The organism is Lutispora sp. QWL-02, assembly GCF_058315355.1.
Window position 1 is genome coordinate 1,505,261 of the sequence record NZ_CM177762.1, and the last position, 25,484, is coordinate 1,530,744.

Sequence of the window (25,484 nt, forward strand, 5' to 3'; positions counted from 1 at the left end):
TATACCCTTGTTATCTGAAGAACTACAGGGAGGTACACTAATGAAATTTAATTCTTCAGTTTATAGCTATCCGTCAAGAAGGAATGTTGTATATGCCAAAAAAGGAATGGTGGCTACAGGTCAGCCGATGGCTGCTCAAGCCGGGTTGGAGATTCTGAGAGCCGGAGGCAATGCCATTGATGCAGCAATTGCAACAGCGGCTTGTCTGACGGTAGTAGAGCCTACATCCAACGGTATAGGCGGAGATAATTTTGCTTTAGTTTGGACAAAAGGTAAATTATATGGACTTAACTCCAGCGGTAAAGCACCGAAATCTATATCCATCGAAAAGCTTAAGGAAAAAGGCATTACGGAAATACCGAAATACGGTTGGGTCCCGGTGACAGTACCGGGAGCACCGGCGGGGTGGGCTGCATTATCAGAACGGTTTGGAAAGCTGCCTCTTGCTGGAGTTTTGGCGCCGGCGATCAGATATGCATCGGAAGGATATGCCCTTACACCAAATGTATCAAAATTGTGGGATAAGGCTTATAAAAACTTTAAAGCCGGATTAAAAGGAGGAGAGTTTGCTGATTGGTTTGATACATTTGTACCAAATGGAAGGCCGCCAAAGCTTGGAGAGACCTGGGGGTCATCTGATCATGCCAAAACACTGGGGCTAATAGCCGAAACTAATGCAGAAGCATTTTATAAAGGAGAATTGGCGGACAAGATCGATGAATTCTCTCGGAAATATAATGGTTATTTAAGAAAAGAAGACTTGGAAGAATTTGAACCGGAATGGGTAGAGCCTATATGCATAAATTACAGAGGGTATAACGTTTGGGAAATACCTCCGAATGGACATGGAATTGTAGCTTTAATGGCATTAAATATATTAAAAGGCTATGAATTTAAGGATAGGGATAATGCTGACACGCTGCACAAGCAAATTGAAGCTATGAAGCTGGCTTTTGTAGACGGTCAGAAATATGTTGCGGATCCAAGAATGATGTCTGTGACAGCAGAACAACTTCTGTCCGAAAAATATGCAGACGGGAGAAGGGCTCTTATCGGAGAAGAAGCAATAATGCCAGTACCGGGAGAGCCGGCATCGGGAGGAACCGTATATTTAGCAACAGCCGATGAGGAAGGCAATATGGTTTCTATGATTCAAAGCAACTATATGGGCTTTGGCTCAGGTCTTGTGGTACCTGGCACAGGAATAGCTTTGCATAACAGAGGCCATAACTTCACATTAGATCCCGGTCATGATAATGCTTTGGCGCCGGGTAAAAAGCCGTATCATACAATAATTCCTGCGTTTCTGACAAAAGGTAATAAGGCCGTAGGACCATTTGGAGTAATGGGCGGGTTTATGCAGCCACAAGGTCATGTTCAAGTAATAATGAACACAATAGACTTTAATATGAATCCGCAGGATGCATTAGATGCTTATCGCTGGCAATGGGTAGGAGGAAAGAAAATAGAGATTGAGCCCGGATTTCCTAACCACTTGGCGTTACAATTAGCAGCTAAGGGGCATGATATTGTGCCGCAGCTGGATACGCACTTAATGGGACGAGGTCAGATCATCTGGAGAGATGAAAACGGAACTCTCTGCGGGGGAACTGAGCCGAGAACAGATGGAACAATAGCAGCTTGGTAAGATAAAAAATCTGGGGGTATAGAAGAACCCCCAGATTTTTATTATGCGCTTAAGTTCTTGGACTTTTTTTCTTTCATTGTATGTGCCGCAGTATAGATCAAGTATACAGCCAGCACGAACAGGACAACGGCAAGGATGCCAAGTATAATATTTCCTGCCGCAAAGAAGTTTTTAACGAGTATTACAAGGGCGGACAATGTGACTGCAAACATGAATATCATGGGTATCATAGTCATCTTGTAACTCTTTCCGGTGTTCGCAAACCAGACTGTCAGCGCCAGCAAAGATAACCCGGCCAGGAGTTGGTTTGCCGATCCGAAAATAGGCCAAATCTTGGAGTAGCCGTAAAGGAGAAGGAGACATGAAGCAACAACTGTGATGGCGGTAGCAACATACATATTTGAGCCGGCAGCCTTCTCTGCGGTTCCATCCGGCTTATCAAAGAATTCCTGGAAAACATATCTTCCGATTCTGGTTGCCGTATCAAGACTGGTCAAAGCAAAGGCTGAGAAGGCAAGGATCACAAATACTTTTCCTACTTCAATGGGAAGGCCGAAACTGTTCATAAAAGTGGCAATCCCTGAAGAGAATATGATTGCCGGTGTTCCGGATACGTCCTTAAATGCAGCGACAGAGATCAATGCCAATATGGCTACCAGACCTTCTATAAGCATGCCACCATAGCCTATGAGCTTTGAATCCTTTTCATTGTTTATCTGTTTTGATGTGGTTCCCGAGCCTACGAGGGAGTGGAAGCCTGATATAGCACCACAAGCGACCGTTACAAACAGCATGGGGAACAGATACTGGGCCTTGCTGCCTTCGCCGATTGTGAAACCGTTGGAAGCTGCTATGACTATTTCCGGTCTGACGATAAATACTCCTATTACTCCCCCTATCAGCATTGCATAAAGCAAGAAGGAGCATAAATAATCTCTTGGCTGGAGGAGCAGCCATACGGGCAATGTCGATGCGGCAAAGATGTAAATTATGAGGATTACATCCCAAGCCAATTTGGAAAGCTTGAGAACAGGGAAGCTATAGCCTAGGAAAATGCAGAAGAATAAAAGAGCTACGCCGATAACCGAAGAAACACTGAGCCTTGCACCCTTCCTGTAAACAAAATAACCAAAGCCCATTGCTAAAAAAATAAATAGAACTGATGCAGTACCAGCCCTCGCTCCGGTCAAATCCCCTTTGGCAGGGTCGAAAGCAAAGGTGCCTGCACATATGTCTGTAAATGCTGCTACTACAAGTACGAGTGTCAGCCATGCAAAGATGTTGAAAAGCATTTTTCCCTTTTGACCGAGGTTGACTCTTATTATTTCACCAATTGATTTCCCTTCGTGCCTTATTGATGCAAATAGAGAACCCCAGTCATGGACACCGCCTACGAATATGCTTCCGATCACTATCCAAAGATAAACCGGAAGCCACCCGAATACAGATGCAAGAATAGGTCCGGTTATAGGGCCTGCGCCTGCAATGGATGAAAAGTGATGTCCCAGAAGAACATTAGGATTGGCAGGACAGTAGTCAATATCGTCCCTCAAAGCATTGGCAGGTGTCTTTCTGGAGGGATCGATACCCCAGGACTTTGCCAGGAAGGCGCCATAACTGACATAAGCGATGAAGAACAAAGCCAAGCCTAATAAAAGAAGTACTAATGAGTTCATAAAATACCCCCCTAAGATTTTATTATAATAAACCCAGCTCCATTGGGAGTTGAGAATATTATCAGGTAAACTGATTCAAGCCTCAATCAAAAGCTATAGAACTTGATTACCTTCTTACCAGGTTTATTAGTAATAATTTGCTCTTTGCCGGGGTTAATAACCAAAAGTCTGATTTCACTCCAGCCGTGGAGGGAGAATAAATAAGATTTGCTGTATTTAAATCTCTCAATAGCTCGTATATTTTCATCCTTGATATCGCTTTGTGTTACTGCAATGCCTGTTATATATGTACACATATGATCTCTTTTGGGTTCAACATAATTTTCAACTGCTTTTTTCAGAAAGCCGGTGAAATCTGAAAGGGATATGGCATCTATGTTTTCTATATGCTTAACATAGCATATTTCATTGATTTCATATGAATCTATCACATCCTTCGCCCCAAGGAAGGTCCTTCCGTGCACATCTTTGAATTTAGCCATAATATCGATAGATTCATTCAGAACAATCACATCTCTACTGATATTATAATATATGCTATACCTTTCGCACAAATTTCCAATATACGATATCATATCCATTTAATACATCTCCAGACATTATTATGCTCTTACATAAATTTTCTCCATTTCTTTCGAAATTCCTCCTTTTATTGATATGATCATGATCAAATATATTCTCGGGGTATCCTGGGGCTGATCCACATCAATATATCCAAAGTCATAAAATCCTCCCATTGCTCCGGACATATTTCTACCTTGTCGCCGACTGCAGCATCAATCCCCGATACATCCACCATAGTCATATCCATGGTTATCCTTCCTATCACTTTTACGGGATAACCCTTTACCAAAATCAATATCCTTCCTGTTCCGGCGAACCCGTCTCCATACCCTATGGGAAGAGTAGCCACTTTTGTCCTCTCGCCGGCTTTATATTTTAAGCCGTAGCTTATACCTTCTCCTGCCTCTATTTCTTTGACATGGCATATCTCAGTATATAAAGACATTACCCTTTTTAATCGTATATTATTTTTTTTGGCCTCATGCTCAAGGCAATAGCCTAAAAGGATTCTGCCCGCCCTTACCATATCATAGTTCAATTCAGGCATATCCATTATGGCAGCACTATTTGACACATGCTTTATGGGGATTTCCAAGCCTCTTCCTTTTAAACCTTCCACCACATGATCAAATCTTTCCGCCTGCTTATATGTGAAGGCCCGGTCTTCATCTGCAACGGCGAAATGTGTAAATATGCCCTCTATGAATATATTGGGAAGCTTTGATATGCGGATTATTTCATCGATGGCTTCTTCGCCGGCCTTTATGCCGATCCTGTTCATCCCGGTGTCAAGCTTGATGTGGAATATCACAGTTTTCCCCAGACTCGCTGCTGCCCTGGAAAAAGCTTCTGCCGACTCGTAGGAATAGATTGTCTGAGCTATCTCATTTTCTATCACTTCTCCGGCCTGGTATGCCGGCGTATAGCCAAGTATCAGGATGGGGACTCCCTTATATGCTTTTCTGAGCTCGACAGCCTCCGATAACATAGCTACCCCAAACCGGTCAATGCCGTTTTTCAGCATTGCTTCCCCTGCCTTTACTGCTCCGTGTCCCTGGGCATTTCCTTTTACTATCCCCATTATCATGGTCTCGGGTCTTACCAGCTTCCTGATTTCTCTGCAGTTATATGCAAGATTGTCCAGATTTATTTCCATCCATGTTGGGCGAGAATGATCATTCATGTTTATTTCCTCCTGTATCAATAAATATATATTATCTTTGCAATCATCATGCCAACGTATATAGATGCATTAAGCAAAGGACTGGACGGGAATATTGCATAAATTATGAATTGTATGACAAATAGTTTGCCATATATGGCATGAATTTGTGAAATATTCAACAAGAACAGCCTGCAAAGCCTTAAAAATGCTGATGATTATGATGCAATAGATTTGGCATACTTTATGCAACATCTTAAACTAAATAAAGTTAAGAAAGGGGGATAATAATGGCTAAGTATGATGAATTTCAAGGGAAAAGGGTTGTAGTCACCGGTGGAGCAAGCGGCATAGGCTTTGCGACCGCCAAACGTTTTGCCAAAGAGGGAGCAAAAGTTGTCATATTCGATTGGAATGAAGACGCTTTAAAAAAGGTTTTGAAAGACAACCCGGACTTAACAGGAGGAGTGAGAGTCGATGTAAGCGATCCTGCAAGCGTAAAGGAAGGATTTTTAAAGGTGGATGAAATCATCGGCGGCATAGACGTGCTGATATCCAATGCGGGAATAAGCGTGAGAAATCTTGTGAAAGACACAGACTTTGAACAGTGGTCAAAGGTCATGGGCATCAATCTCGGCGGAATGTTTCTTTGCTCCAAGGAAGCGCTCAGCAGGATGGAAAAGCAAAAATCCGGCGTAGTTTTGTTTACCGCATCGACCAATGGCATGGAGGCTCATCCTTATTATGGAGATTATAATGCTTCAAAGGCAGGTGTCATACTCCTGGGAAGGACCCTGGCATTAGAATATGCGCCTTATATCAGAGTAAACTCCATATGCCCCGGATATGTTCTGACTCCTATGCAGAAGGCGGAATATACGGAAGAAATGCTTGAGAAAGTAAATCAGGGAATCCCTATGAAGAGGCATGCTACTCCTGAAGAGGTAGCGGCATTGTTTGTATTCCTGGCATCAGATGAAGCAAGCTATATTACCGGTCAACACATACCTATTGATGGCGGAGAAACTGCCTAAAAAGTAATTGCAATGATACCGAAATTATTATCAATAATGAGGAGGTTATAAAATGGCATTTTTTAAGATTACTCCTATTTTTCTACTGGCAGGTTTGATGATTTCAGGAATGGACCTGGTTATGGCGGCACCATTGGCCACAATTTATGCAGCAGTTGTAGCCGCTATAACAGAAAAGCATAAATATGATGAAATAATGGAAAATGGTTTTACTGCCGTAAAGGAAATGATTGTGGTATTTTTCATATTGATGTTTGCTTATGCGGTGGCAGAGACCTTTATGGCTACAGGAGTAGGAGCCTCTATAATTATTATATCGTTGAAGCTTGGAGTAACGGCTAAATCCGTGGCTGTTGTCGGATTTATGGTTACTGCTTTCTTATCAATTGCGACGGGTACTTCCTGGGGCACCTTTGCATCCTGTGCGCCTGTATTTCTATGGCTGAATCATATAGTGGGAGGCAATGTATTGCTTACAGTTGCTGCAATCGCCGGCGGCTCATGCTTCGGAGACAATATCGGACTGATATCCGATACAACTGTAGTAAGCTCCGGATTGCAAAAAGTTAATGTTACTGACAGAGTCAGACATCAGGGAGTATGGTCTGCTGCTTGTTTGGTGATTGCCGGAATTCTCTTTTATGTAGTAGGCCTAACCATGGGACTGCCTTCGGAAGTAGGCAGCGCAGCGGAAGCCATAAATCAAATAACACCGGATGTATTTGAAAGATTGGCAGAAGTAAGACCTGCAGCTGTAACATTATTGGAGCAGGTAAGATCAGGAGTGCCGTATTATATGGTCATTCCCATGATAATTGTAATTGCTGTTGCCTTCAAAGGCGTTCCTACAATGATATGTCTTGGTACAGGTATTGTATCAGCGCTGATATTTGGTCTATTCGCAGGCACTGTGGAGTCCATAAGCAGCTTCCTGGAATTGGTGCAGGCAGGCTTTGAAAGTGCAGGAAGCTGGTCGGTAGTAATGATGCTTTGGATAGGTGCTTTTGGAGGTATAATGAGAAGCATTAAAGCTTTTGAACCTATATCAAATTTCGTGCTGAAAATCTCCAGAAACGTAAAGCAACTGATGTTCTACAATGGAATCATGTGCTTGATAGGTAATGCTGCACTGGCTGACGAAATGGCACAGATTGTAACCATAGGGCCGATAATAAAAGAAATGACGGATGAAAATGTAGAAGCAAGTGAAGAGGACATGTATAAATTAAGGCTCAGAAACTCAACATTCTCGGATGCTATGGGTGTTTTCGGCTCTCAGCTGGTTCCATGGCACTGCTATATGGGATTCTATGTAGCAGTATGTATGGCTGTATATCCGCTTCATGCATTTACTCCTTTTGATATTATGAAATATAATTTTATGGCATTTGTAGCCGTATTCTCTATTTTACTATTGACCATAACCGGATGGGATAGGTTTATACCCTTGTTCAAGCTGCCATCAGAACCTCAGGTAAGGTTGAAGGGAAAATCAACCCCTGCAAAAACAAGGAATGTTCAAGGATAATATCTATAAAATCTCATAAATTACCCGTGCTGCATAAAATGGCAATAACATTTTATGCAGCATTTTATTGAGAAGAAATTACATCACATTAAGCTGCATGCTGCATAAACTGATAATAGTTATGCAGTTTTTGTGAGGTGATACTTTGAGAACATTGAGAATAGGTTCCCGCGGCACAGATGTGAAGGAAGTTCAATCCTTGCTCCAAAGATTGGGATACTATACCGGCGCAATAGATGGCATATTCGGCTATGGAACAGCAACTGCCGTAATGGCCTTCCAGAGAGCCTACGGTCTTACACCTGACGGGATAGTCGGCCCTATGACCTTCCGTGTGATGGAGCCTTTGCTTATGGGCTATTCCGTATATACCATAAGGCCCGGCGATACCTTATACCGCATCGCACTTAACTACGGAACCAGTGTTGACAGAATACTGGCCGCAAATCCGGGGCTGATACCGGAAAGCATCCAAATTGGAAGAAGAATTCTGGTGCCATGGCTTGATGTGGTGGACACCCGTATAGACTATACCTATGATATACTTGAAAGGGACATAACAGGACTAAAGCGGTTATATCCCTTTATAGAGACAGGCTCAGCAGGGCAAAGCGTTCTTGGCAAGGAGCTGTACTATATAAAGCTTGGCAACGGACCCAATAAAGTATTTTATAATGGGGCCCACCACGCTTTGGAATGGATCACAACTCCTCTGCTGATGAAGTTTGTTGAAAACTATGGCAAAGCTTATGCGGAAGGCCGTGCCATAAGAGGCTATGATATAAGGAGGCTGTTTGACAGGAGCACCATATACATCCTGCCAATGGTCAATCCCGATGGAGTAGATCTGGTGCTGAACGGATTGCAGAGAGATAACCCCTATTATAACCAATTGCTTCAATGGAACAATACAGGAAGGCCTTTTTCTCAGGTTTGGCAGGCAAATATAAGGGGAGTGGATCTGAATCACAACTATGATGCGGCCTGGCAGCAATCAAAGGACGCTGAGCCACTGTACGGGGTATATGGGCCAGGACCGACCAGGTATTCCGGCCCGGAACCGTTTTCGGAACCGGAAACGCGAGCGGTAAGAGACTTTACATTAGCGATTGACCCCAGACTTGTATTGGCATACCATAGCCAAGGTGAGGTAATCTATTGGAATTTCATGAATTTGGCTCCGCCGGAAGCATTGAGGATCGGCCGGGCATTATCCAGTGCCAGCGGCTATGCACTGGATCAAACCACAGGCATAGCATCTTATGCAGGCTATAAGGATTGGTTCATACAGGATTATAGAAGACCCGGATACACCATAGAGGTAGGTAGAGGTATAAACCCGCTGCCCATCTCCCAGTTCCCGACAATTTATCGCGACAATGAAGGCTTGCTGCTTTTAGCCTCAGTAATACAATAACCGTTGGATCATCCAGCGGTTTTTTGTATAATTATATATAATTTAAATCTCTGATCATATATAATAGATATATGATATCAACTGTTAATGCTATATATGCTGAGGTGAGAGATGCAAATGAGAGAAATAAGCGTTGAAATAATTATGAATGCTGTAGAAAGATTATGCATAGATTCCAACTATTATCTTCCGGATGATGTGAAGAAGGCACTGCAGGATGCAGTGGCAAAAGAGGAGTCTCCTTTAGGCAGAGAAGCACTCCAAGACATTTTAAAAAACCAGGAAATTGCACGCAGCAAACAGGTTCCCATATGCCAGGATACCGGGCTGGCGGTAATTTTCATAGAAATAGGCCAGGATGTGAGGCTTACAGGCGGGGATATAAACGAAGCCATAAACGAGGGGGTCAGGCGGGGATACAAAGCAGGATACCTGAGAAAATCCTGTGTCGATGAGCCCTTTTTATCAAGGAAAAACACGGGAGACAACACACCTGCAATAATCCATACCTCCATTGTAAAAGGGGATAGGGTAAGGATCATAATGGCTCCAAAGGGCGGAGGCAGTGAAAATATGAGCGCTCTGGCCATGTTAAAGCCCTCTGACGGAATCGGGTGCATAAAGCGTTTTGTCCTGGACACGGTGGATAAAGCAGGTCCCAACCCCTGCCCGCCGATAATAGTGGGAGTGGGCATAGGAGGAACTATGGAAAAGGCTGCTTTGATAGCCAAGAAAGCGCTTTTGCGCACGATAGGAGAACACAGCTCCCACCCTCAGACAGCAGAATTGGAAATGGAGCTGCTTGAGGAGATAAACGATCTGGGGATCGGCCCTCAAGGTTTTGGGGGAAGGATCACCGCTTTGGCTGTGCATATAGAAACCTTTCCTGCCCATATAGCCAGCTTGCCTGTGGCAGTGAATATCCAGTGCCATGCTGCAAGGCATAAAGAAGCAGTGATATAGCGATATGCGGGAGGTAACAAGGATGACCAAGTTTATTAATACCCCTTTGACTGATGATGAGGTTGATGGATTAAAGGCCGGCGACAGGGTTATGCTGACCGGCATCATATATACTGCCAGAGATGCGGCCCACAAAAGATTGATCGATATGATGGATAGAGGTGAAGAGCTTCCCCTGGACCTTAAAGGCCAGGTCATATACTACGTAGGCCCGTGCCCGGCCAGGCCTGATGAGGTCATAGGCTCTGCCGGACCTACCACAAGCGGAAGGATGGATGTCCATACCGATGCCCTGCTGGAAAGAGGCTTGAAGGGCATGATAGGGAAAGGCGAGAGGAACCGGGAGGTCATAGATTCGATTATCAGTAACAGGGCAGTATATTTTGCAGCCGTAGGCGGAGCCGGAGCGCTTTTGGCTGAGGCCGTAAAGGAGGCCGAAGTCATAGCCTTTCCCGAGTTGGGGCCGGAAGCCGTATATAGATTGAAGGTTGAAAACTTTCCCGTTACGGTAGCAATAGATGCTGAGGGAACAGATATATATAAATCGGGAAGAAAAAACTATGAAAGGCAAGGCAGGTAGATAATATGTGGATAAGAGAAGAAGCATTGAAGCTCCATAGAGATAATAAGGGCAAGCTGGAAGTAAAAAGCAAGGTTCCCATAAAGGATAGGTCATCTCTGAGCCTGGCGTATACTCCCGGAGTGGCCGAACCGTGCAAGGAAATAAATAATGATGCGGATAAGGTTTATGAATATACCTCAAAGGGCAATATGGTGGCGATAGTGTGCGACGGCACTGCTGTTTTGGGCTTGGGAGACATAGGCCCCTATGCGGCGCTCCCCGTAATGGAGGGAAAAGCAGCGCTGTTTAAAGAATTCGGCGGTGTGGATGCATTTCCCATATGCCTGAATACTACTGACGTTGATGAGATAGTCAACACCATACTGCTGATAGAACCATCCTTCGGGGGAATAAACCTTGAAGATATTTCAGCTCCGAGATGCTTTGAGATTGAACGAATATTAAAGGAGAAAATGTCGATCCCTGTTTTCCATGATGACCAGCATGGAACCGCCGTTGTCACATTAGCCGCCCTCATGAACGCTCTGAGGATAAGCAAAAAGCGGATGAAGGATCTGGTGGTCGTCATAAACGGCACGGGGGCTGCCGGCATTGCCATCGCTAAAATGATACTGAATGTGGGAGTCGCGGACTTGCTGCTCTGTGATAGAAGCGGTATAGTATATAAAGGAAGAAAAACCGGCATGAACTGGGCAAAAGAAGAGATTGCAGAAGTCACCAATAAGGAAAGGAAATCGGGAAGCCTTGCCGATGCCCTTGCCGGAGCTGATGTGTTTATCGGAGTATCAGCCGCAAACATTGTTACAGAAGAGATGGTAAGGTCCATGAATAAGGATGCGATAATATTTGCGATGGCAAATCCGGTACCGGAAATTGAGCCGGAGCTTGCTAAAAAAGCGGGTGCAACTGTAGTGGGGACCGGCAGATCGGATTATCCCAATCAGATAAATAATGTCCTGGCTTTTCCCGGAATATTCAAGGGTGCTTTTGATGTAAGGGCAGCCGGGATAAATGAAGAGATGAAGCTGGCTGCTGCATATGCCGTGGCAGGACTTGTCTCCGATGAAGAACTTAGCTTAGAATATGTAATACCAAAGCCCTTTGACGAGAGAGTGGTGCAGGCAGTTGCAAAGGCAGTGGCCCAGGCTGCCAGGGATACAGGAACTGCAAGAGCCAGCAAATAGAGTTATACAGTGGAGGGATAAGCATGAGAACAGAAGCTCTAAAGCCTATTGCGCTCAAGAATAAAGTGCTGGGAGGCGATAAGCCTCTTATTTGCATACCCTTGACATCCGTGGGTGAAACAGACCTTATGAGTGAAATCGATGAAGTGATAAGCTTATCTCCCGATATGATTGAATGGCGCGCAGATTATTTCGAAAAATATATGGATCATTCTAAGGTCTATAATATATTAAGGTGCCTCCGGGCTAAAGCGGGAGAAATCCCTGCAATATTCACTTGCAGAAGCCATAGCGAAGGCGGATTCAGAAGGATTGAAGACGAAATAAGAGCGGAACTTTATAAAAATGCAATATTATCGGGATGCATCGATGTCATTGATGTGGAGCTTTCTTTTGGGAAGGATAATATTGAACCAATAAAAGCCTTGGCGGTGAAGACCGGAGTAAAATTGATCCTGTCCTATCATAATTTTGCAGAGACCCCTTCCGAGGAATTTATGATAGACAAGATAAAAGAAGAAATAGATTCAGGCGGAGACATAGGTAAAATAGCAGTCATGGCTAAGGAGCAAGGAGATGTTTTGCAGCTTTTCAATGCAACCCATAAAGCAAGAAAAGAAATATCAAGCCCCGTTATTGCTATATCCATGGGGCCTGCTGGCACCCTTGCACGATTGGCAGGATGGATGTTCGGCTCCGATATGACTTTTGCTTCGGGAGTGAATGCATCAGCACCGGGACAAATGCCAATAGGAGAAATGAGGAAGTTTATTGATGCTTTGATGAAAAGATTATAACATCATTGATATTTATCCAAATTCCAAAGCTTCTTCGGCTTTTCCAGCTCTTTTTGAATCTCCTTTTGTATGTGTTTAAAAGCAAACCTTGATATGCAAACACATATGAACCCTGCAATAAGTATAATAGAAGCTTCATTTGTTCTATGGGCCAATGAGTGCTTCAGCATTTCCAATTCCTCAGCCGGAATATTGATCTCATGTCTTATGTGATTGTATAAATTCAATGCAATGTATCCGGTGATCGCAGACGTGATAAAACATATCTCAGCAGCAACTATTGGAATATAGACCATAAAGTTTTTGAAGCCGCTGTCACTCCCTTTGAAGCCCATCAAGTAATTTTTTATGATATATACAAAGCTGGCAATAATAAAAGTTAAGCTCAATACTATAATGAGGATGTGCTTGAGCATATTTAATACCTCCCTTATAATCCTCTATATTATTACGCCTCTATAATTATTCCTTCTCCTTATATTATCATTATATCCAATACTGGAATAATTTTACATAAAAAACAAGCTATTATTGAAATTTATATTTATATTTATAGATAAACAATACTCAAAATGCTATTCATAATTTGTATATTAAGGATTTAAAGCATAGAAAAATTCAATTTGCTTAAATTTGGCAGCTTCTATAGTATTAAATGTATATGGCAGTATGTTAAAACAGCATTTTTGCTCAATTTCATTTGTTGAAGTTACTGCAGTAAGGAGGAAGAATATTATGAGTAAAAGAAAGAGTATGTTTCTATTGGTTTTAATCGTATCTTTGGTGTTTACTACTGCATGCAACAGCAATGCAAAACAGGAAGCAGCCGCTTCAGGGACAAAAAAACCGGGTGAAGCTGAGACAACGGTTATAAATATGGCCTGGGGCTTTGATTTGCATGCGGGCATCATGTTGACAGCAGCTTCTAAGGGAGAGGGATTTAAAGATACCGGAATATGGTTAAAACCTATCGTTGAAAAGGAGCAATATGAGCTTTATAAAGATGGGAAAAAGCTTGCCGTAATAAATACCATATTAACCAAAGGAAGCTCTGAATCCGCGGTCATGCTGGGACAAAAGCAGCTGGACTGTGCAGTGAACTCTGTAACAGGTATGATGTCGGCAAAGGATCAGGGTACGGATGTCCAAGTCTTATGCCCCATTCACGTAGACGGAATAGGTTTGGTATTTCCTTCGGGAAGTGAGATAAAGGGCTGGAATCAAGTGGCTGAGTACATAAAAAAGTCTGGGAATCCCGTAAAAATCGGCTACCACTCTCCTACAAGCGCGCCGAGAGTCGTAATAGAAACATCCCTCAGACAAGCAAATCTAAAAGTCACGGAAGACCCCAATGATAACAGTGCCGATGTGCTGTTGGTCGACCTGAAAGGGTCGAAAAACCTGCTTTCCGCCTTCACCGGCAATCTGGTCGATGCATGGGTGGCTCCCTCACATTATCCGGAAGCTGCAGAAGCAGAAGGGATCGGCTCCATCGCTCTGAAGCTGAATGAATTTCCCCCCGAAGGACAATGGTATGACTTTCCCTGCTGTGTGCTGGCTGCCCGGGGAGAAGTGATATCCAAGCATCCTGAAGTTTTTGACGCTCTTGTTGATTTGTTCACTAACACTGCAAAATGGATGGGAGAAAACAAAGAAGAAACATCGGCTTTGCTTTCAGAAATAATCGGAGTATCTGAGGATGCGGTCAAATCCGCCTCTATAGTTTTTACAACTCAAGTTTCTGATAAATGGCTGGAGGGAGTCGACCTTTATTACGATTTGCTGAAGCAATTGGATAAACTTGACGGAGATTTAAAAGAAAGAGATTTTGTAGAAGTTAAAAAAGAGTTTTATAATTTCACCTTTTTAAATAATTAGCTGCATCAAAGGCAATATCTATACAATAACAGAAAAAGTTCTGAGCATATTTTGATTCAGAATTTTTTCTTATAAATGGAGAGATATAATTGAAAAAATTTATATTATCAACAGGGAAATCTCTTATAGGTCCGGCTATAGTTCTGCTGCTATGGACGTTTGGGGCAAAGGCTATAGATAACCGTTTAATCCTGCCGCAGCTTGGTTCGGTGCTCAAACATTTTCTCGCACCTACGGAAAACGTGATAGGTTTAGGCTCCCTTGCTGTAAACATCGTAATCAGTCTTATCCGGGTCATGCTGGGATATATAGCAGCTTTGCTGATTGCTCTTCCCTTGGGTATTATCATGGGATACAGCAAGACGGCATACCAATTGGCAAATCCCGTAATAGGACTATTCAGGCCCATTCCGCCCATTGCATGGGTACCTCTGGTATTGGCATGGTTCGGGATAACGAGCTTTGCGACTATTTTAGGGCTAAATCAAGGGACCTGGTATATATATCTGAGCAACTTCAAGCTGTCGATGATGTTTATTATTTTTCTCGGTACTTTCTTCCCGGTTATAACCAGTTGTATTCACGGCATATCACAGGTGCCTAATACATTGATAGAGTCTGCTCGTGTTTTAGGAGCTACAGAATCGAATATATTCTTTAAAATTTTGATACCTGCAGCGGGACCTACCATTATGAACGGGATGCGCATAGGCTTGGGCAGTGCATGGACTAGCCTTGTATCCGCAGAAATGATGCCGGGAAGCATATCGGGAGTAGGCTATCTCATAACCCATGCCTATGAGTTGGCCAAAATTGATTTAGTTATGGTCGGTATGATCAGCATCGGGCTGATAGGTTCTTTGCTTGATTTCAGCATCCGCCTCGCCGGGAAGAAGAGGTTCATCTGGCAAAGAGAAACAAAGATTGACCGATAGATAATATCAGTTGATTTTAAAATATGGATGATAGAGGGATTCAAGGAGAATATGATATGAATATTGCAAGCAATTGTTTAAGAATAGAAAATCTGAGCAAGAAATATGTTTCGGAAAAAGACAAAGTTGTACACGCACTGGGCAGCACGACAATTGATATAAAGGAAAATGATTTTGTATGTATCGTAGGGCCATCAGGCTGCGGAAAATCTACGCTTCTGCGGATAATTGCAGGCTTGGAAGCAGCGACTACCGGTAAAGTATTTTTTTATGGGAAGGAATTAAAGGAGCCTACCCGTGACATTGGTATGATATTCCAGCAGTATTCGTTATTGCCCTGGAGAACCGTGGAGGATAATATAGTATTGGGATTGGAATTCAGAAAGGAATCAAATGCAATAAAAAAAGAAGCGGCAGAGAAATTTTTAAACATCATAGGAATGGGAGAATTCCGCAATGCCTATCCTTTCGAATTATCCGGAGGCATGCAGCAAAGAGTTGCAATAGCCAGAGCCTTAGCCAATGATCCGAAGGTGCTGCTCATGGATGAACCCTTTGGTGCGCTGGATGCCCACACCCGTATACTTATGCAAAGAGAACTGCTCCGGATTTGGAGGGATAACCGCAAAACTATACTATTTGTAACCCATAGTGTTGATGAAGCTATTTACTTGGCGGATAAAATCATCGTTATGTCCAGCAGACCGGGGACAATAAAAAAAGTTATAGATGTAGATATGCCGAGACCAAGAGATCGCAGCAATGTTCTATATGGAGCCATGTCAAATGAAATATTAAATATGCTGGATGATGAGATCAATAAGGGTAGCAATTATAAAATAGAGATGCAAGATTTTTAAAATTATAAAAGATAAGGGTGATATTATGTATAATTGTGCAAAATGCGTTTTGCAGGGCTGTTCTAAAGGAGAGCTTGAAAAATCGCTGCCTGTTTGTCCTAATGACAGCAGCCAAATTCAAGAGCAAGCTGAAAAGCTATATCTAGAGGAAGAAAATCATAAAATTGCATATAATGCTGCCTTGGTAGAAGCTCACGGATATGGGAATATGACTAGGGTAGAAGAAATCATTCTCTTTGCAAAAAAATGCGGATATCATAAGATAGGCTTGGCTTTTTGCTTAGGCTTGGCAAGGGAAACCAGAGAATTTCAAAACATTTTAGAGCATCATGATTTTGAAGTGGTTTCTGTCCTTTGCAAAAATGGCGGCTTAAGAAAGGATTTCATTGGAATCAAGGATGAAGATAAAATACAAGGAGATTGCGACGAAATAATGTGCAATCCCATCGGACAAGCTCTTCTGCTCAATGACCAAAAGACAGACCTCAATGTTATATTAGGGTTGTGTGTAGGTCATGATACATTGGTGATGAAATATCTTGAAGCCCCTATAACCACTCTTGGAGTTAAAGACAGAGTAACAGGACACAATCCTTTGGCAGCAATTTATATGGCTCAGGGCTATTACAAGAAGAAGCTGTATGGAGATAAATAAGATGAAGCTGAGAAGAAATTCTCAGCTTTTATTGCTCTATGTGATTCCTCTGACTGAAATCGCTAATCTCACAGCACAAGCATATCGTGCCAAGTGCAGTGGGGAATATGTCAGTGGTATTATATCTACCATCAATGATGAATCTCCCGCATCAGATATGAATTTATATTTCTACTTCTGCTTTGGATACATTGGGGGAGATACTACGGAAAGACCTTTTATCGGTACGTTTTTGCTGTTTATTATTTTATGGGGCACGCTTTTTTGAATATATAATGAATCGCCGGGGCTCAGATTAAAGGTTTCACTGCCTAATATTATATCGGCTTCGCCTTCAAGGATTATTATTAGTTCTTCAGAGGTATGCGTTATAAAATCTTCTGTGTCAGCCTTGTGTGGTTTAACTTCAAAAAACATACCCAGCATAGAAGGATTAAATGTATTGGTGGGAAGCGGTGAAATCAGCTCGTATATAACAGGGCTTTTAGGAAAACTCATTATAAGTCTGTTGTTCATTTTTGTTAGAACATCAGCATTACAGTCATCTTCCATGAAAATATAAGTAGGAACCTCCAAAGCCTTTGCAACCTTCCTTAGAGAAGAAAGTGACGGTTCAATAAGATTTCTTTCCAGTTGAGAGATATATCCTACTGATAATCCGGTCAATTCTGCCAGTTCGCTTATTGTCATATTATTTGATTTTCTTATATTTCTTATATTTTCGCCTAACATGAAAAATCTCCTTTGAAAGTAAATCTTATTTTATAGATTACATTATATCATATAATTTTTCCATAGCATTGTACAGATTCTTTTGCATTTTTTAATAAATACTAAAAATATATTGTATTGACTAATAATTTTGTATATATTAAAATATTATTAAAAATAAAATTATTAGCATATATTTTAGTGTGCATAAAAACAAGGAGGAATTAGCGTGAAAATCATAGACCTGAAGTATGAAAAAATTAAAGTCAAACTGAAAAAACCATTTGTAGTAGCCTTAGGAGTTGTAGAATATTGTGAAACAGTAATAGTAAAAATTTCAACAGACGAAGGCTATTGCGGATATGGAGAAGGGGCACCGTTTTCACCGGTTACGGGAGAAAGTCTTGATACAGTTTTATTTACTCTGGAAACTTTCAAAGGTCTTTTGATTGGACAAGACCCCTTGGCTATTGAGAGAATACATTACATCATGGATAGGACAATAATAGGAAATACCGCTGCTAAAGCCGCCATAGACATCGCTCTTCATGATATCAAAGGTAAGGTTATGAATGCCCCTCTTTACAAAATACTTGGAGGCTTTGACAATAAGGTTCAGACAGATATGACCATTGGAATAGCATCACCGGAAGAAATGGCAGAAGAGGCAAAACAAAGGGTATCAGAAGGCTTTCGAATACTAAAGATAAAGGCAGGAATATCACCGGAAAATGACATAGAAGTTATAAGACTTATAAGAGAAGCTGTAGGATACAAGATAAGACTTAGAATGGATGCCAATCAAGGCTGGAATGTTAATGACGCTATACGAGTATCTCAGGCACTTGAGGAATACAAGGTAGATGCTATAGAACAGGCTTTGCCCTATTGGAATATAGAAGGTGCAGCTATTATAAGGAAAAGAACCTCTGTAAAGGTTATGCTTGACGAAGCTATACATGATCATGTTGATGCATTGAAAGCCGTTAAAACCCAATCCGCGGATCTGCTGAACATAAAACTGATGAAAAGCTGTGGGCTTTATAAAGCAGAAAAAATAAATGCTGTTGCAGAAGCCGCAGGCATCAATTGCATGGTAGGCTGCATGCTTGAAGCAAGAATTGCGATAACAGCGGCAGCAAGCTTGGTTGCAGCAAAAAGAAATATAACAGAAGCAGATTTGGATACTTTTATGTATTGTCAGGAATCAGAATTAATAAAAGGCGGATTTGAAAGGGACTGCGATATACTGACATTACTAGATAAACCCGGATTAGGGATAGAAGTAAATATGTGATAATATTAAAGGAGGAATCTATTATGACAACTTTATTTTCAAGTACACCCGCCTTGCTTGCAGTAATAACCTGTATGGTTGCAGCGGCATTTTATCTTCAGAAAGTTAAGCTCTTTAAAAGTCTTGGACCTGCATTGACAGTAATCATTCTAGGTATTATACTTTCTAACTTTAAAATAGTACCTGTCAGTACAGAGCTTTATGGAACTATTATGTATTATGCTATACCTGTTTCTGTTGCTATAATGATCCTCGGAGTTGATTTAAGAGGATTGATGAAAATATCAAAACAGCCGTTGATATCAATCGCTATAGCAGTATTCAGCGTAAGCTTTGTAGCTTTCTTGGCTGGACTTTTCTTTGCACCTAAAATTGATGAAGGCTGGAAGGTAGCAGGAATGTTTGTTGGCACCTATACAGGGGGCAGCAGTAATCTAAATGCCATTGCATCAGGACTTGAAGCCAGCAGTAAAACTATAGCGGCAGCTAATGCGGCTGATTATGTTATAGGAATGCCATCACTTATATTCTTGTTTGCAGCACCGGCAATTATAAAAAAATCAAAGGCTTTTCAAAAGTTTTGGCCTTATTCAGTGCCTGACAGTGAACTGGATACAGATGATCATGTAGAGCTTATGGGTTCTAAGGAATGGAGCATAAAGGACATAGCTTGGTTGTTTGCACTAGGCTTTGCAATAACTGCAGCCTCAACATTTTTAGCAGGCTTTGCACCTGCAGCCTACAAGAGTGCAGTAAGAATACTGCTTATAACCACAATAGCAGTTATAGTAGCTCAATTCAAACAAGTTCAAAAGCTTAAAGGAAACCTTGATTTAGGTTTGTATGTAGCATTAATATTCTTGTCGATTATAGGCTTTGCAGTAGATTTAAAGGAATTCTTCGGTTCTACTCTTATGATTAGTTTGTTCTGCTTTATTGTTGTTTGCGGAAGCTTGATTCTGCACCTTAGCTTAACAAGACTATTCAAGATAAAATATCAATATGTGCTTTTAGGAATTGTAGCAGCTATAGCAGATGGACCTACAGCAGCATTGGTAGCTGCTTCGGCGGAGTGGAAATCCTTAGTCAGCATATCAGTTGTACTTGGTGTAATAGGAGGCCTTGTGGGGAATTATGTTGGTATAACTGTTGCTTATGCAATTAAAGCAGTATTGGGGATGTAAGGAGTGATGGAGATTTGAGAAAGTTTGCATTATATCAATCCGGCATCAATTATGGTTTTATATATTTTAATGGTGATAATGTGCTTCATGAAAAGCTTAATGTATTCAGCAATGAATTAGAAGAGCGAAAGGAGCTTACAAAAGAGGATCATGCTTTCTACAATGACTTTACAAAAATAAATCTGATGCTGTTGAATGAAAGATTAGCAGCCTACGAGGAAATATTTACCAAAGCAGAGGGAGACAAAATAGAGACGCCATTTGGGGAAATATACTCAAAATATAATGATATTTGGGTTCAAAGAAACAAGAAATTTCCTTTGGATATCATAGTTGCAGATAATAAAATAGTTGGCTTTAATTGCCCTGCCAGAGAGATATGTACTTGCCTCGTTGAGGAGGGCTATGAATTAAGAACATCACTAAAGGTATGGAATGAAAAGAAAAAGGGAGAGAAGCTGCATCCTGTAAAATTTCTGGGAGAATTCATGGTAGAAATGAGAGATGGAGTTAAGCTCTCAACCAATGTTTTTTTACCAAAAGGAATAGATGAAAAGCTGCCTGTTATTCTTGTCAGAACACCTTATGGCAAGGAAATTTTTTCTCAAAATCATTATAAATATGTACAAAGAGGATATGCAGTTGTAATACAGGATGTAAGAGGCAGAAATGAATCGGAAGGCAAATGGCTGCCAATGTATTATGAAGCGGATGATGGAAATGATACGGCAAACTGGATTGCGAAGCAAGCCTGGTCAAACCAGAAAATTGGTATGATAGGAGGCTCCTATGGGGGCTATGTGCAATGGGCACTTGCATCCACAGGGAATCCACATCTTAAAGCTATGGTCAGCATAGTCACTGCAGGAGGACCATTTACCGACATGCCGAGAAAAGGAGGAGCCTTTACTTCAGGTATGCTGGCTTGGGCATTTTCTGTATCAAGGAAAAAGTTCATGCCGGAGCTTATGGCAAGGGATGATTGGGATGAGGTTCTAAATATAAGACCTTTACAGGATGTTGTACCAAAAGCTCTGGGATATCCTGTTGAGTTTATTGATCAATGGCTGAATAGAGACGATTATGATGAGTACTGGGAAAAGACAGATTGGTATTCAAAGAAGAACAACATTAAGGATATAGCTATCTTGGTTTTATCCGGTTGGTATGATGATAATGGAACTGGAACAACAGAAGCCTTGGATGTTATAAATAGCTTTGACAAGGAAAAAAGAAAAGCAATATTAGGTCCATGGATGCACAGCGGCAACTCAATAAGAGATTTGCATGGTGTAGCTTTTGGTGATAATGCTTTGCGCTATGATCTTGACTATTCTTATTTAGCGTGGTTTGATTGCCATCTGAAGGGAATAAAGAACGGAATAAATGAAGGCGCCCCAGTAGAATATTATACAGTAGGAAGCAATCAATGGAAAACTTCTTCGAACTGGCCTTTGCCTGATACTAAATATGTTGATATGTATCTTCAAAGCTTTGGCAATGCAAACAGCTCCTACGGTGATGGAAGACTGAACTTTAATGCTTCGAAAGATAATAAAAAGGATACTTATATTTATAATCCAGAAGATCCGGCAGTACAGCTTATAGATGTTTCTGAAAACGAAGTAGCAGTACCGGGCAACTATAAGGATGAGGAAAAGAGAAAAGATATTCTTTGCTATACTTCTGAAGAATTAGAAGCAGATTTGACAATAACAGGAGATATAATTGCCGAATTTTATGCTTCCAGTACTGCTCCTGATACTGACTGGGTTGTTAAAATCCTTGATGTTGATGAAGAGGGCAATTCGATTAAATTAGCAGACGGATTGCTAACAGCAAAATATAGAAACAGCTTTGCAAAGCCGGAGTTTATGAAAGCTGATGAAGTGTATAACTTTATAATAAGGACTTCTAAGATATCAAACACCTTTAAAAAAGGTCATAAAATCAGATTTACTATAACATCCAGTGCTAAGAACTTTATATTCCCTCATAGCAACACGAAAAAGTCCTTCAATAGCACAAAAATAGTAATAGCTAAAAATACCATCTATCATGGAGAAAAATATCCTTCTAAAATAATACTTCCTATTGAAGGATAATAAGGCTTATTGGTTATAAAATTAATAGTGAAGCGTCCGGAAAGTGATGAAAAATATCTCTGATAATTTGAATAGGATCTTACCATAAATTTATATTCATTGAAAAAATTATATTTTAGAGACTATGCAAAGTTTGGTGTAAATTAAACACAAGCTTTATATAGTCTCTTTTGTTTTTCTGCAATAGGTTCTACGGCTTTTTTCATGCACTCATTTCTTGTGAAGGACAACTGTCAAAGGACCGTGAATAAAAGGTCAAGCTATACACTAGACCGCCTCTCCATATAAATCATGCTTTTGTTGCAATTCATACCTAAAATAATGAAGTTCATACCGAAGCTATTGATTAATAAGATTTAAACTGTAAAATGAAGGTAGAAAGTAATTATTAAATAGCAGGGATGAATTGATGCTATATGGGAAGGCGTAATTTAGATTCTGAACTTATTATGATGTGAATAAGATGAATGCTTTCAATCTAAGTAGTATTTGGGGTGCTTTCCTATTACTTATATTTTTCTATATATATGATAAATTTTTGAAGAAAACTTCATTTAGAAAGCTTGGGAAACCAATTTCTTTACTGATTTTTATTTTGTTAATTATACTGCCAGGTTTTTTTAAAATAGGTAATGCCTATTTATATCGCTTTATGCAATCAATTTCGGTAATTTTTGCTTTGAATTTGATGGACAAAAAAACTTGGGGCGAAGTGAAATAAAAAGGAATGATAATTTATGAAAAATATTATCAAACGGCTTTGCTCAACCATATGGCCATTTGCTCTCTTATTTCTCATATTATACTTATCTATGATGAGTGCAACTATTTTAATTGGGTTTCCGGGTCCAAGCTATGCGATTAAAGTAGCAAAAAAGTATACCCCTATTGTTACTGTTGATAATACGGAATTCAAGGAAATAAGTACGAAAACATTTCCTTTCAACAAAAATGGCGAGTTTATGAATCCTATGTTCTATGTAATCAAAGGCAAAGATAAGAACAATAATGAAGTTATTGTGTATATCAGTCATAAAGATGCAAAGATATATTACATAGACTATGAATAAACATAGGTGTATAAGAGTCAAATGCTGAGGGAAGCTGAGAATATAGCGAATCAAATAAAAAGCCTTGCTATATAAAACCATTGATAAAGGAATAAACCCAGAGAAATAGGAAAAAAATTATATTTTTATAATTAACTATGTAAATTACCATTGAATTTGGTGTATAATTAATATGAAAAATATTGCACGGCGGGAGAGTGATGGCATGAATGAATTTAAAGAGCTTTTGCCTTATCTGAAGCTTTGGAGTACCTATCTGGATATAGGGATTGTAGCTTTCATAATATATAAGCTTATGCAGCTTATAAAGGAAACAAGAGCGGAACAGCTGATAAAAGGAATTATAATTTTACTCGTTATTACAAAATTGAGCGATGTCATGCAGCTGCATACCATGTACTGGTTGCTTAAAAATGCCATGACTGTAGGAGCTATAGCTATACTGATAATATTCCAGCCGGAGCTTAGGAGAGCACTGGAACACATAGGAAGAGGCAAATTCTTTGCAAAGAATGAGCTTCAGGAAAAGGAATTGGAGACCATGCTGGAAGAGATCATCGTAGCGGTCAGCGATCTTTCCAAAAATAGGACCGGGGCCATAATTGCCATGGAGCAGGACACAGGACTCAATGAATATATCGAGACAGGCGTGAGAATCGATGGGGTGATTTCTGCCGGGCTTTTGATAAATATATTTGAACCCAATACACCTCTTCATGATGGTGCGGTTATAATAAGGAAGAACAGGATAGCCGCCGCAGGATGTTTCCTGCCTCTCACAGAGAGCCAAAACCTCAGCAAGCAGCTGGGCACCAGGCACAGGGCTGCCCTGGGGCTCACCGAGATATCTGACAGTTTGGTAGTAATAGTATCCGAGGAAACCGGAGTCATATCCTTTGCCAGAGAAGGCAAGCTTTCCAGATATTTAGATACCAAATCCCTTAAAGAAATTTTGAAAAATAACTATATAAAAATTGAAACCAAGAAACAGCCCGTCTGGTCGAAATGGGGTGCAAAAAATGAATAACCTTTTAGACAAAAAAATCACAGCCAGAATACTGTCGGTGCTTTTGGCTACTATGCTGTGGCTTTATGTAATAACGGAGCAGAACCCGGTAGTTTACAAAGACATATCTCTGCCTGTAAAGCTTATGAATGTTGAAAGCCTAGCTGCCAATAACATTACCATCATAGATAACAACGGGTATAAAGTATCCTTGAAGCTGAAGGGAAACAAGAATACCCTGGACAGGATCAGCAATTCTACTATCAGTGCATCGGCAGACCTGCGTGACCAAAAAGTCAAAGGCGAATTCCAGATACCTATACAGATAAGCGGAGTCCCTGCCGGGGTGGATATTACGTCCATGTCCGCCGTCTCAATCAGGGTCAAGCTGGATAATGTAATTGCAGTTACAATGCCAGTAGAAATAAAGATTACGGGCAATCCGCTGCAGGGTATGGCCGCAATGACCCCTGTGGCGACCCCGCCGGAGGTCACCATCAAAGGCGCCGAATCATTGGTCAACCTTGTAAAAACTGCTCTGGTTGAGATGGATATAAGCAGCTCATCTGCCGAGATAAAGAAGAATATAGCAGTAAAGATACTTGATGCCGACGGGAAGGCAGTCGAAGATGTGGAGGTAAATCCAAGGTCGGTGGATATAGATATTCCCATAGAATATACAAAGATTGTGCTCCTGGACCCGGACATTGCGGTTAAGCCTGCAACCGGATATATAGTGACGGGTATTTCCATCAGCCCTAAAGAAATACACATCGCGGGCAAAAAAGAACTGTTGGATGCCCTTGACACAATCAAGACCCAGAGGATAGATCTCACAGATGTAAAGGCTTTTATAGATAAGGAAGTGTCATTGGTGCTGCCGCCGGGTGTGGAACTGGCAAACAAATCAGAGGTGGTAAGGCTCAATGTGAACATTGAGAAGATAGTAGAAACTCCTATTGAGGTCAATAATATTGCTGTCAGGAACCTGCCGGATGATCTTGTGGCTGAACTTCCTCAGGCCTCTATACAGGCATTTGTGAGGGGCCCCGAAAGCATAGTGAATGCCTGGGATGTAAACAATGCTTTCTATATCGATGCATCGGGCCTGGGAGAGGGCACTCATGAAATGCATGTGTTCTATGACAAACCATCCGAAGTGGAAATGATGGGATTGAACCCCAGCATGATAAGCGTAACGCTGAAGAAAAGGGAGTAGATAATATT

The 25,484-nt window shown here is 41.1% G+C and carries 23 protein-coding genes; 18 read left to right on the top strand and 5 right to left on the bottom strand.

Annotated elements, in window-relative coordinates:
* Positions 1 to 40: 40 nt before the first annotated feature.
* Entirely contained in the window at positions 41 to 1,648 is a 1,608-nt protein-coding gene (locus tag AC4HCY_RS06945) for a gamma-glutamyltransferase family protein (protein WP_491095684.1), read from the top strand.
* Between the two features lie 41 nt (positions 1,649 to 1,689).
* Here the strand turns inward: AC4HCY_RS06945 and AC4HCY_RS06950 are convergent, their stop codons facing one another.
* The 3 genes from AC4HCY_RS06950 to alr all read right to left on the bottom strand — a co-directional run bounded on the left by AC4HCY_RS06950 (position 1,690) and on the right by alr (position 5,071).
* Complete coding sequence (locus tag AC4HCY_RS06950) at positions 1,690 to 3,324, bottom strand: carbon starvation CstA family protein (protein ID WP_323431632.1); 1,635 nt, start codon at positions 3,322 to 3,324, stop codon at positions 1,690 to 1,692.
* Positions 3,325 to 3,410: 86 nt separating this feature from the next.
* Entirely contained in the window at positions 3,411 to 3,905 is a 495-nt protein-coding gene (locus tag AC4HCY_RS06955; RefSeq protein WP_323431633.1) for a DUF8052 family protein, read from the bottom strand.
* An 86-nt stretch (positions 3,906 to 3,991) separates the two neighbouring features.
* Positions 3,992 to 5,071 (bottom strand): alanine racemase, encoded by a 1,080-nt coding sequence (gene alr / locus AC4HCY_RS06960; protein ID WP_323431634.1) that lies wholly within the window; start codon positions 5,069 to 5,071, stop codon positions 3,992 to 3,994.
* Between the two features lie 269 nt (positions 5,072 to 5,340).
* On the opposite strand from alr, the gene AC4HCY_RS06965 reads away from it, so the two are divergent.
* The 7 genes from AC4HCY_RS06965 (at position 5,341) to aroD (ending at position 12,556) form a co-directional block, all read left to right on the top strand.
* On the top strand, positions 5,341 to 6,084 hold the full coding sequence (locus AC4HCY_RS06965) for an SDR family NAD(P)-dependent oxidoreductase (RefSeq protein WP_323431635.1): 744 nt from the start codon (positions 5,341 to 5,343) through the stop codon (positions 6,082 to 6,084).
* A gap of 52 nt (positions 6,085 to 6,136) precedes the next feature.
* On the top strand, positions 6,137 to 7,612 hold the full coding sequence (locus tag AC4HCY_RS06970; protein ID WP_323431636.1) for a Na+/H+ antiporter NhaC family protein: 1,476 nt from the start codon (positions 6,137 to 6,139) through the stop codon (positions 7,610 to 7,612).
* Between the two features lie 145 nt (positions 7,613 to 7,757).
* Positions 7,758 to 9,029, top strand: a complete 1,272-nt coding sequence (locus tag AC4HCY_RS06975; protein ID WP_323431637.1) for a M14 family metallopeptidase — start codon at positions 7,758 to 7,760, stop codon at positions 9,027 to 9,029.
* 117 nt (positions 9,030 to 9,146) lie between these two features.
* Positions 9,147 to 9,992, top strand: coding sequence for a fumarate hydratase (locus AC4HCY_RS06980; RefSeq protein WP_491095685.1), 846 nt, complete (start codon positions 9,147 to 9,149; stop codon positions 9,990 to 9,992).
* Positions 9,993 to 10,014: 22 nt separating this feature from the next.
* The gene (locus AC4HCY_RS06985; protein ID WP_491095686.1) at positions 10,015 to 10,572 is read left to right on the top strand and encodes a Fe-S-containing hydro-lyase; all 558 of its coding nucleotides are present in this window, start codon (positions 10,015 to 10,017) and stop codon (positions 10,570 to 10,572) included.
* A gap of 5 nt (positions 10,573 to 10,577) precedes the next feature.
* Positions 10,578 to 11,759 (top strand): NAD(P)-dependent malic enzyme, encoded by a 1,182-nt coding sequence (locus AC4HCY_RS06990; RefSeq protein WP_491095687.1) that lies wholly within the window; start codon positions 10,578 to 10,580, stop codon positions 11,757 to 11,759.
* A 23-nt stretch (positions 11,760 to 11,782) separates the two neighbouring features.
* Positions 11,783 to 12,556, top strand: a complete 774-nt coding sequence (gene aroD, locus AC4HCY_RS06995; RefSeq protein WP_491095688.1) for a type I 3-dehydroquinate dehydratase — start codon at positions 11,783 to 11,785, stop codon at positions 12,554 to 12,556.
* A gap of 2 nt (positions 12,557 to 12,558) precedes the next feature.
* On the opposite strand, the gene AC4HCY_RS07000 is transcribed toward aroD, so the two are convergent.
* On the bottom strand, positions 12,559 to 12,972 hold the full coding sequence (locus tag AC4HCY_RS07000; RefSeq protein ID WP_491095689.1) for a hypothetical protein: 414 nt from the start codon (positions 12,970 to 12,972) through the stop codon (positions 12,559 to 12,561).
* A gap of 319 nt (positions 12,973 to 13,291) precedes the next feature.
* Between AC4HCY_RS07000 and AC4HCY_RS07005 the strand changes: the two genes are divergently transcribed.
* The 4 genes from AC4HCY_RS07005 (at position 13,292) to AC4HCY_RS07020 (ending at position 16,884) form a co-directional block, all read left to right on the top strand.
* A complete protein-coding gene (locus tag AC4HCY_RS07005; RefSeq protein ID WP_491095690.1) occupies positions 13,292 to 14,434 on the top strand; it encodes an ABC transporter substrate-binding protein in 1,143 nt (380 codons plus the stop codon).
* A gap of 89 nt (positions 14,435 to 14,523) precedes the next feature.
* On the top strand, positions 14,524 to 15,369 hold the full coding sequence (locus AC4HCY_RS07010) for an ABC transporter permease (protein ID WP_323431643.1): 846 nt from the start codon (positions 14,524 to 14,526) through the stop codon (positions 15,367 to 15,369).
* 56 nt (positions 15,370 to 15,425) lie between these two features.
* Positions 15,426 to 16,229 carry an ABC transporter ATP-binding protein gene (locus tag AC4HCY_RS07015; RefSeq protein ID WP_323431644.1) on the top strand — a complete coding sequence of 268 codons (804 nt, stop codon included), beginning with the start codon at positions 15,426 to 15,428 and terminating at the stop codon, positions 16,227 to 16,229.
* Between the two features lie 25 nt (positions 16,230 to 16,254).
* Entirely contained in the window at positions 16,255 to 16,884 is a 630-nt protein-coding gene (locus AC4HCY_RS07020; RefSeq protein ID WP_491095691.1) for a DUF1847 domain-containing protein, read from the top strand.
* A 171-nt stretch (positions 16,885 to 17,055) separates the two neighbouring features.
* On the opposite strand, the gene AC4HCY_RS07025 is transcribed toward AC4HCY_RS07020, so the two are convergent.
* Entirely contained in the window at positions 17,056 to 17,616 is a 561-nt protein-coding gene (locus tag AC4HCY_RS07025; protein ID WP_255229067.1) for a helix-turn-helix domain-containing protein, read from the bottom strand.
* 208 nt (positions 17,617 to 17,824) lie between these two features.
* On the opposite strand from AC4HCY_RS07025, the gene AC4HCY_RS07030 reads away from it, so the two are divergent.
* The 6 genes from AC4HCY_RS07030 to AC4HCY_RS07055 all read left to right on the top strand — a co-directional run bounded on the left by AC4HCY_RS07030 (position 17,825) and on the right by AC4HCY_RS07055 (position 25,476).
* Positions 17,825 to 18,892, top strand: coding sequence for a mandelate racemase/muconate lactonizing enzyme family protein (locus AC4HCY_RS07030; RefSeq protein WP_255229066.1), 1,068 nt, complete (start codon positions 17,825 to 17,827; stop codon positions 18,890 to 18,892).
* A 23-nt stretch (positions 18,893 to 18,915) separates the two neighbouring features.
* Positions 18,916 to 20,076: a DUF819 family protein gene (locus tag AC4HCY_RS07035; protein WP_255229065.1), complete on the top strand. Its 1,161-nt coding sequence runs from the start codon at positions 18,916 to 18,918 to the stop codon at positions 20,074 to 20,076.
* A gap of 14 nt (positions 20,077 to 20,090) precedes the next feature.
* Complete coding sequence (locus AC4HCY_RS07040) at positions 20,091 to 22,181, top strand: CocE/NonD family hydrolase (protein WP_491095692.1); 2,091 nt, start codon at positions 20,091 to 20,093, stop codon at positions 22,179 to 22,181.
* 737 nt (positions 22,182 to 22,918) lie between these two features.
* Positions 22,919 to 23,251 carry a hypothetical protein gene (locus AC4HCY_RS07045; RefSeq protein WP_323431648.1) on the top strand — a complete coding sequence of 111 codons (333 nt, stop codon included), beginning with the start codon at positions 22,919 to 22,921 and terminating at the stop codon, positions 23,249 to 23,251.
* A gap of 205 nt (positions 23,252 to 23,456) precedes the next feature.
* Complete coding sequence (gene cdaA, locus AC4HCY_RS07050; protein ID WP_323431649.1) at positions 23,457 to 24,278, top strand: diadenylate cyclase CdaA; 822 nt, start codon at positions 23,457 to 23,459, stop codon at positions 24,276 to 24,278.
* Positions 24,271 to 25,476: a CdaR family protein gene (locus tag AC4HCY_RS07055; RefSeq protein ID WP_323431650.1), complete on the top strand. Its 1,206-nt coding sequence runs from the start codon at positions 24,271 to 24,273 to the stop codon at positions 25,474 to 25,476. The genes cdaA and AC4HCY_RS07055 overlap by 8 nt, the downstream gene beginning before the upstream one ends.
* Positions 25,477 to 25,484: the final 8 nt, after the last annotated feature.

Bases quoted from the DNA above. Each gene is read 5' to 3' on its own strand.
- AC4HCY_RS07035 (WP_255229065.1), top strand. From the start codon at position 18,916: ATGACAACTTTATTTTCAAGTACACCCGCCTTGCTTGCAGTAATAACC.
- AC4HCY_RS06980 (WP_491095685.1), top strand. From the start codon at position 9,147: ATGAGAGAAATAAGCGTTGAAATAATTATGAATGCTGTAGAAAGATTA.
- AC4HCY_RS06950 (WP_323431632.1), bottom strand. From the start codon at position 3,324: ATGAACTCATTAGTACTTCTTTTATTAGGCTTGGCTTTGTTCTTCATC.
- cdaA (WP_323431649.1), top strand. From the start codon at position 23,457: ATGAATGAATTTAAAGAGCTTTTGCCTTATCTGAAGCTTTGGAGTACC.
- AC4HCY_RS07000 (WP_491095689.1), bottom strand. From the start codon at position 12,972: ATGCTCAAGCACATCCTCATTATAGTATTGAGCTTAACTTTTATTATT.
- AC4HCY_RS06990 (WP_491095687.1), top strand. From the start codon at position 10,578: ATGTGGATAAGAGAAGAAGCATTGAAGCTCCATAGAGATAATAAGGGC.
- AC4HCY_RS07005 (WP_491095690.1), top strand. From the start codon at position 13,292: ATGAGTAAAAGAAAGAGTATGTTTCTATTGGTTTTAATCGTATCTTTG.
- AC4HCY_RS06955 (WP_323431633.1), bottom strand. From the start codon at position 3,905: ATGGATATGATATCGTATATTGGAAATTTGTGCGAAAGGTATAGCATA.
- AC4HCY_RS07015 (WP_323431644.1), top strand. From the start codon at position 15,426: ATGAATATTGCAAGCAATTGTTTAAGAATAGAAAATCTGAGCAAGAAA.
- aroD (WP_491095688.1), top strand. From the start codon at position 11,783: ATGAGAACAGAAGCTCTAAAGCCTATTGCGCTCAAGAATAAAGTGCTG.
- AC4HCY_RS07025 (WP_255229067.1), bottom strand. From the start codon at position 17,616: ATGTTAGGCGAAAATATAAGAAATATAAGAAAATCAAATAATATGACA.
- AC4HCY_RS07020 (WP_491095691.1), top strand. From the start codon at position 16,255: ATGTATAATTGTGCAAAATGCGTTTTGCAGGGCTGTTCTAAAGGAGAG.
- AC4HCY_RS06945 (WP_491095684.1), top strand. From the start codon at position 41: ATGAAATTTAATTCTTCAGTTTATAGCTATCCGTCAAGAAGGAATGTT.
- AC4HCY_RS06970 (WP_323431636.1), top strand. From the start codon at position 6,137: ATGGCATTTTTTAAGATTACTCCTATTTTTCTACTGGCAGGTTTGATG.
- AC4HCY_RS06965 (WP_323431635.1), top strand. From the start codon at position 5,341: ATGGCTAAGTATGATGAATTTCAAGGGAAAAGGGTTGTAGTCACCGGT.
- AC4HCY_RS07045 (WP_323431648.1), top strand. From the start codon at position 22,919: ATGAAAAATATTATCAAACGGCTTTGCTCAACCATATGGCCATTTGCT.
- alr (WP_323431634.1), bottom strand. From the start codon at position 5,071: ATGAATGATCATTCTCGCCCAACATGGATGGAAATAAATCTGGACAAT.
- AC4HCY_RS07055 (WP_323431650.1), top strand. From the start codon at position 24,271: ATGAATAACCTTTTAGACAAAAAAATCACAGCCAGAATACTGTCGGTG.
- AC4HCY_RS06985 (WP_491095686.1), top strand. From the start codon at position 10,015: ATGACCAAGTTTATTAATACCCCTTTGACTGATGATGAGGTTGATGGA.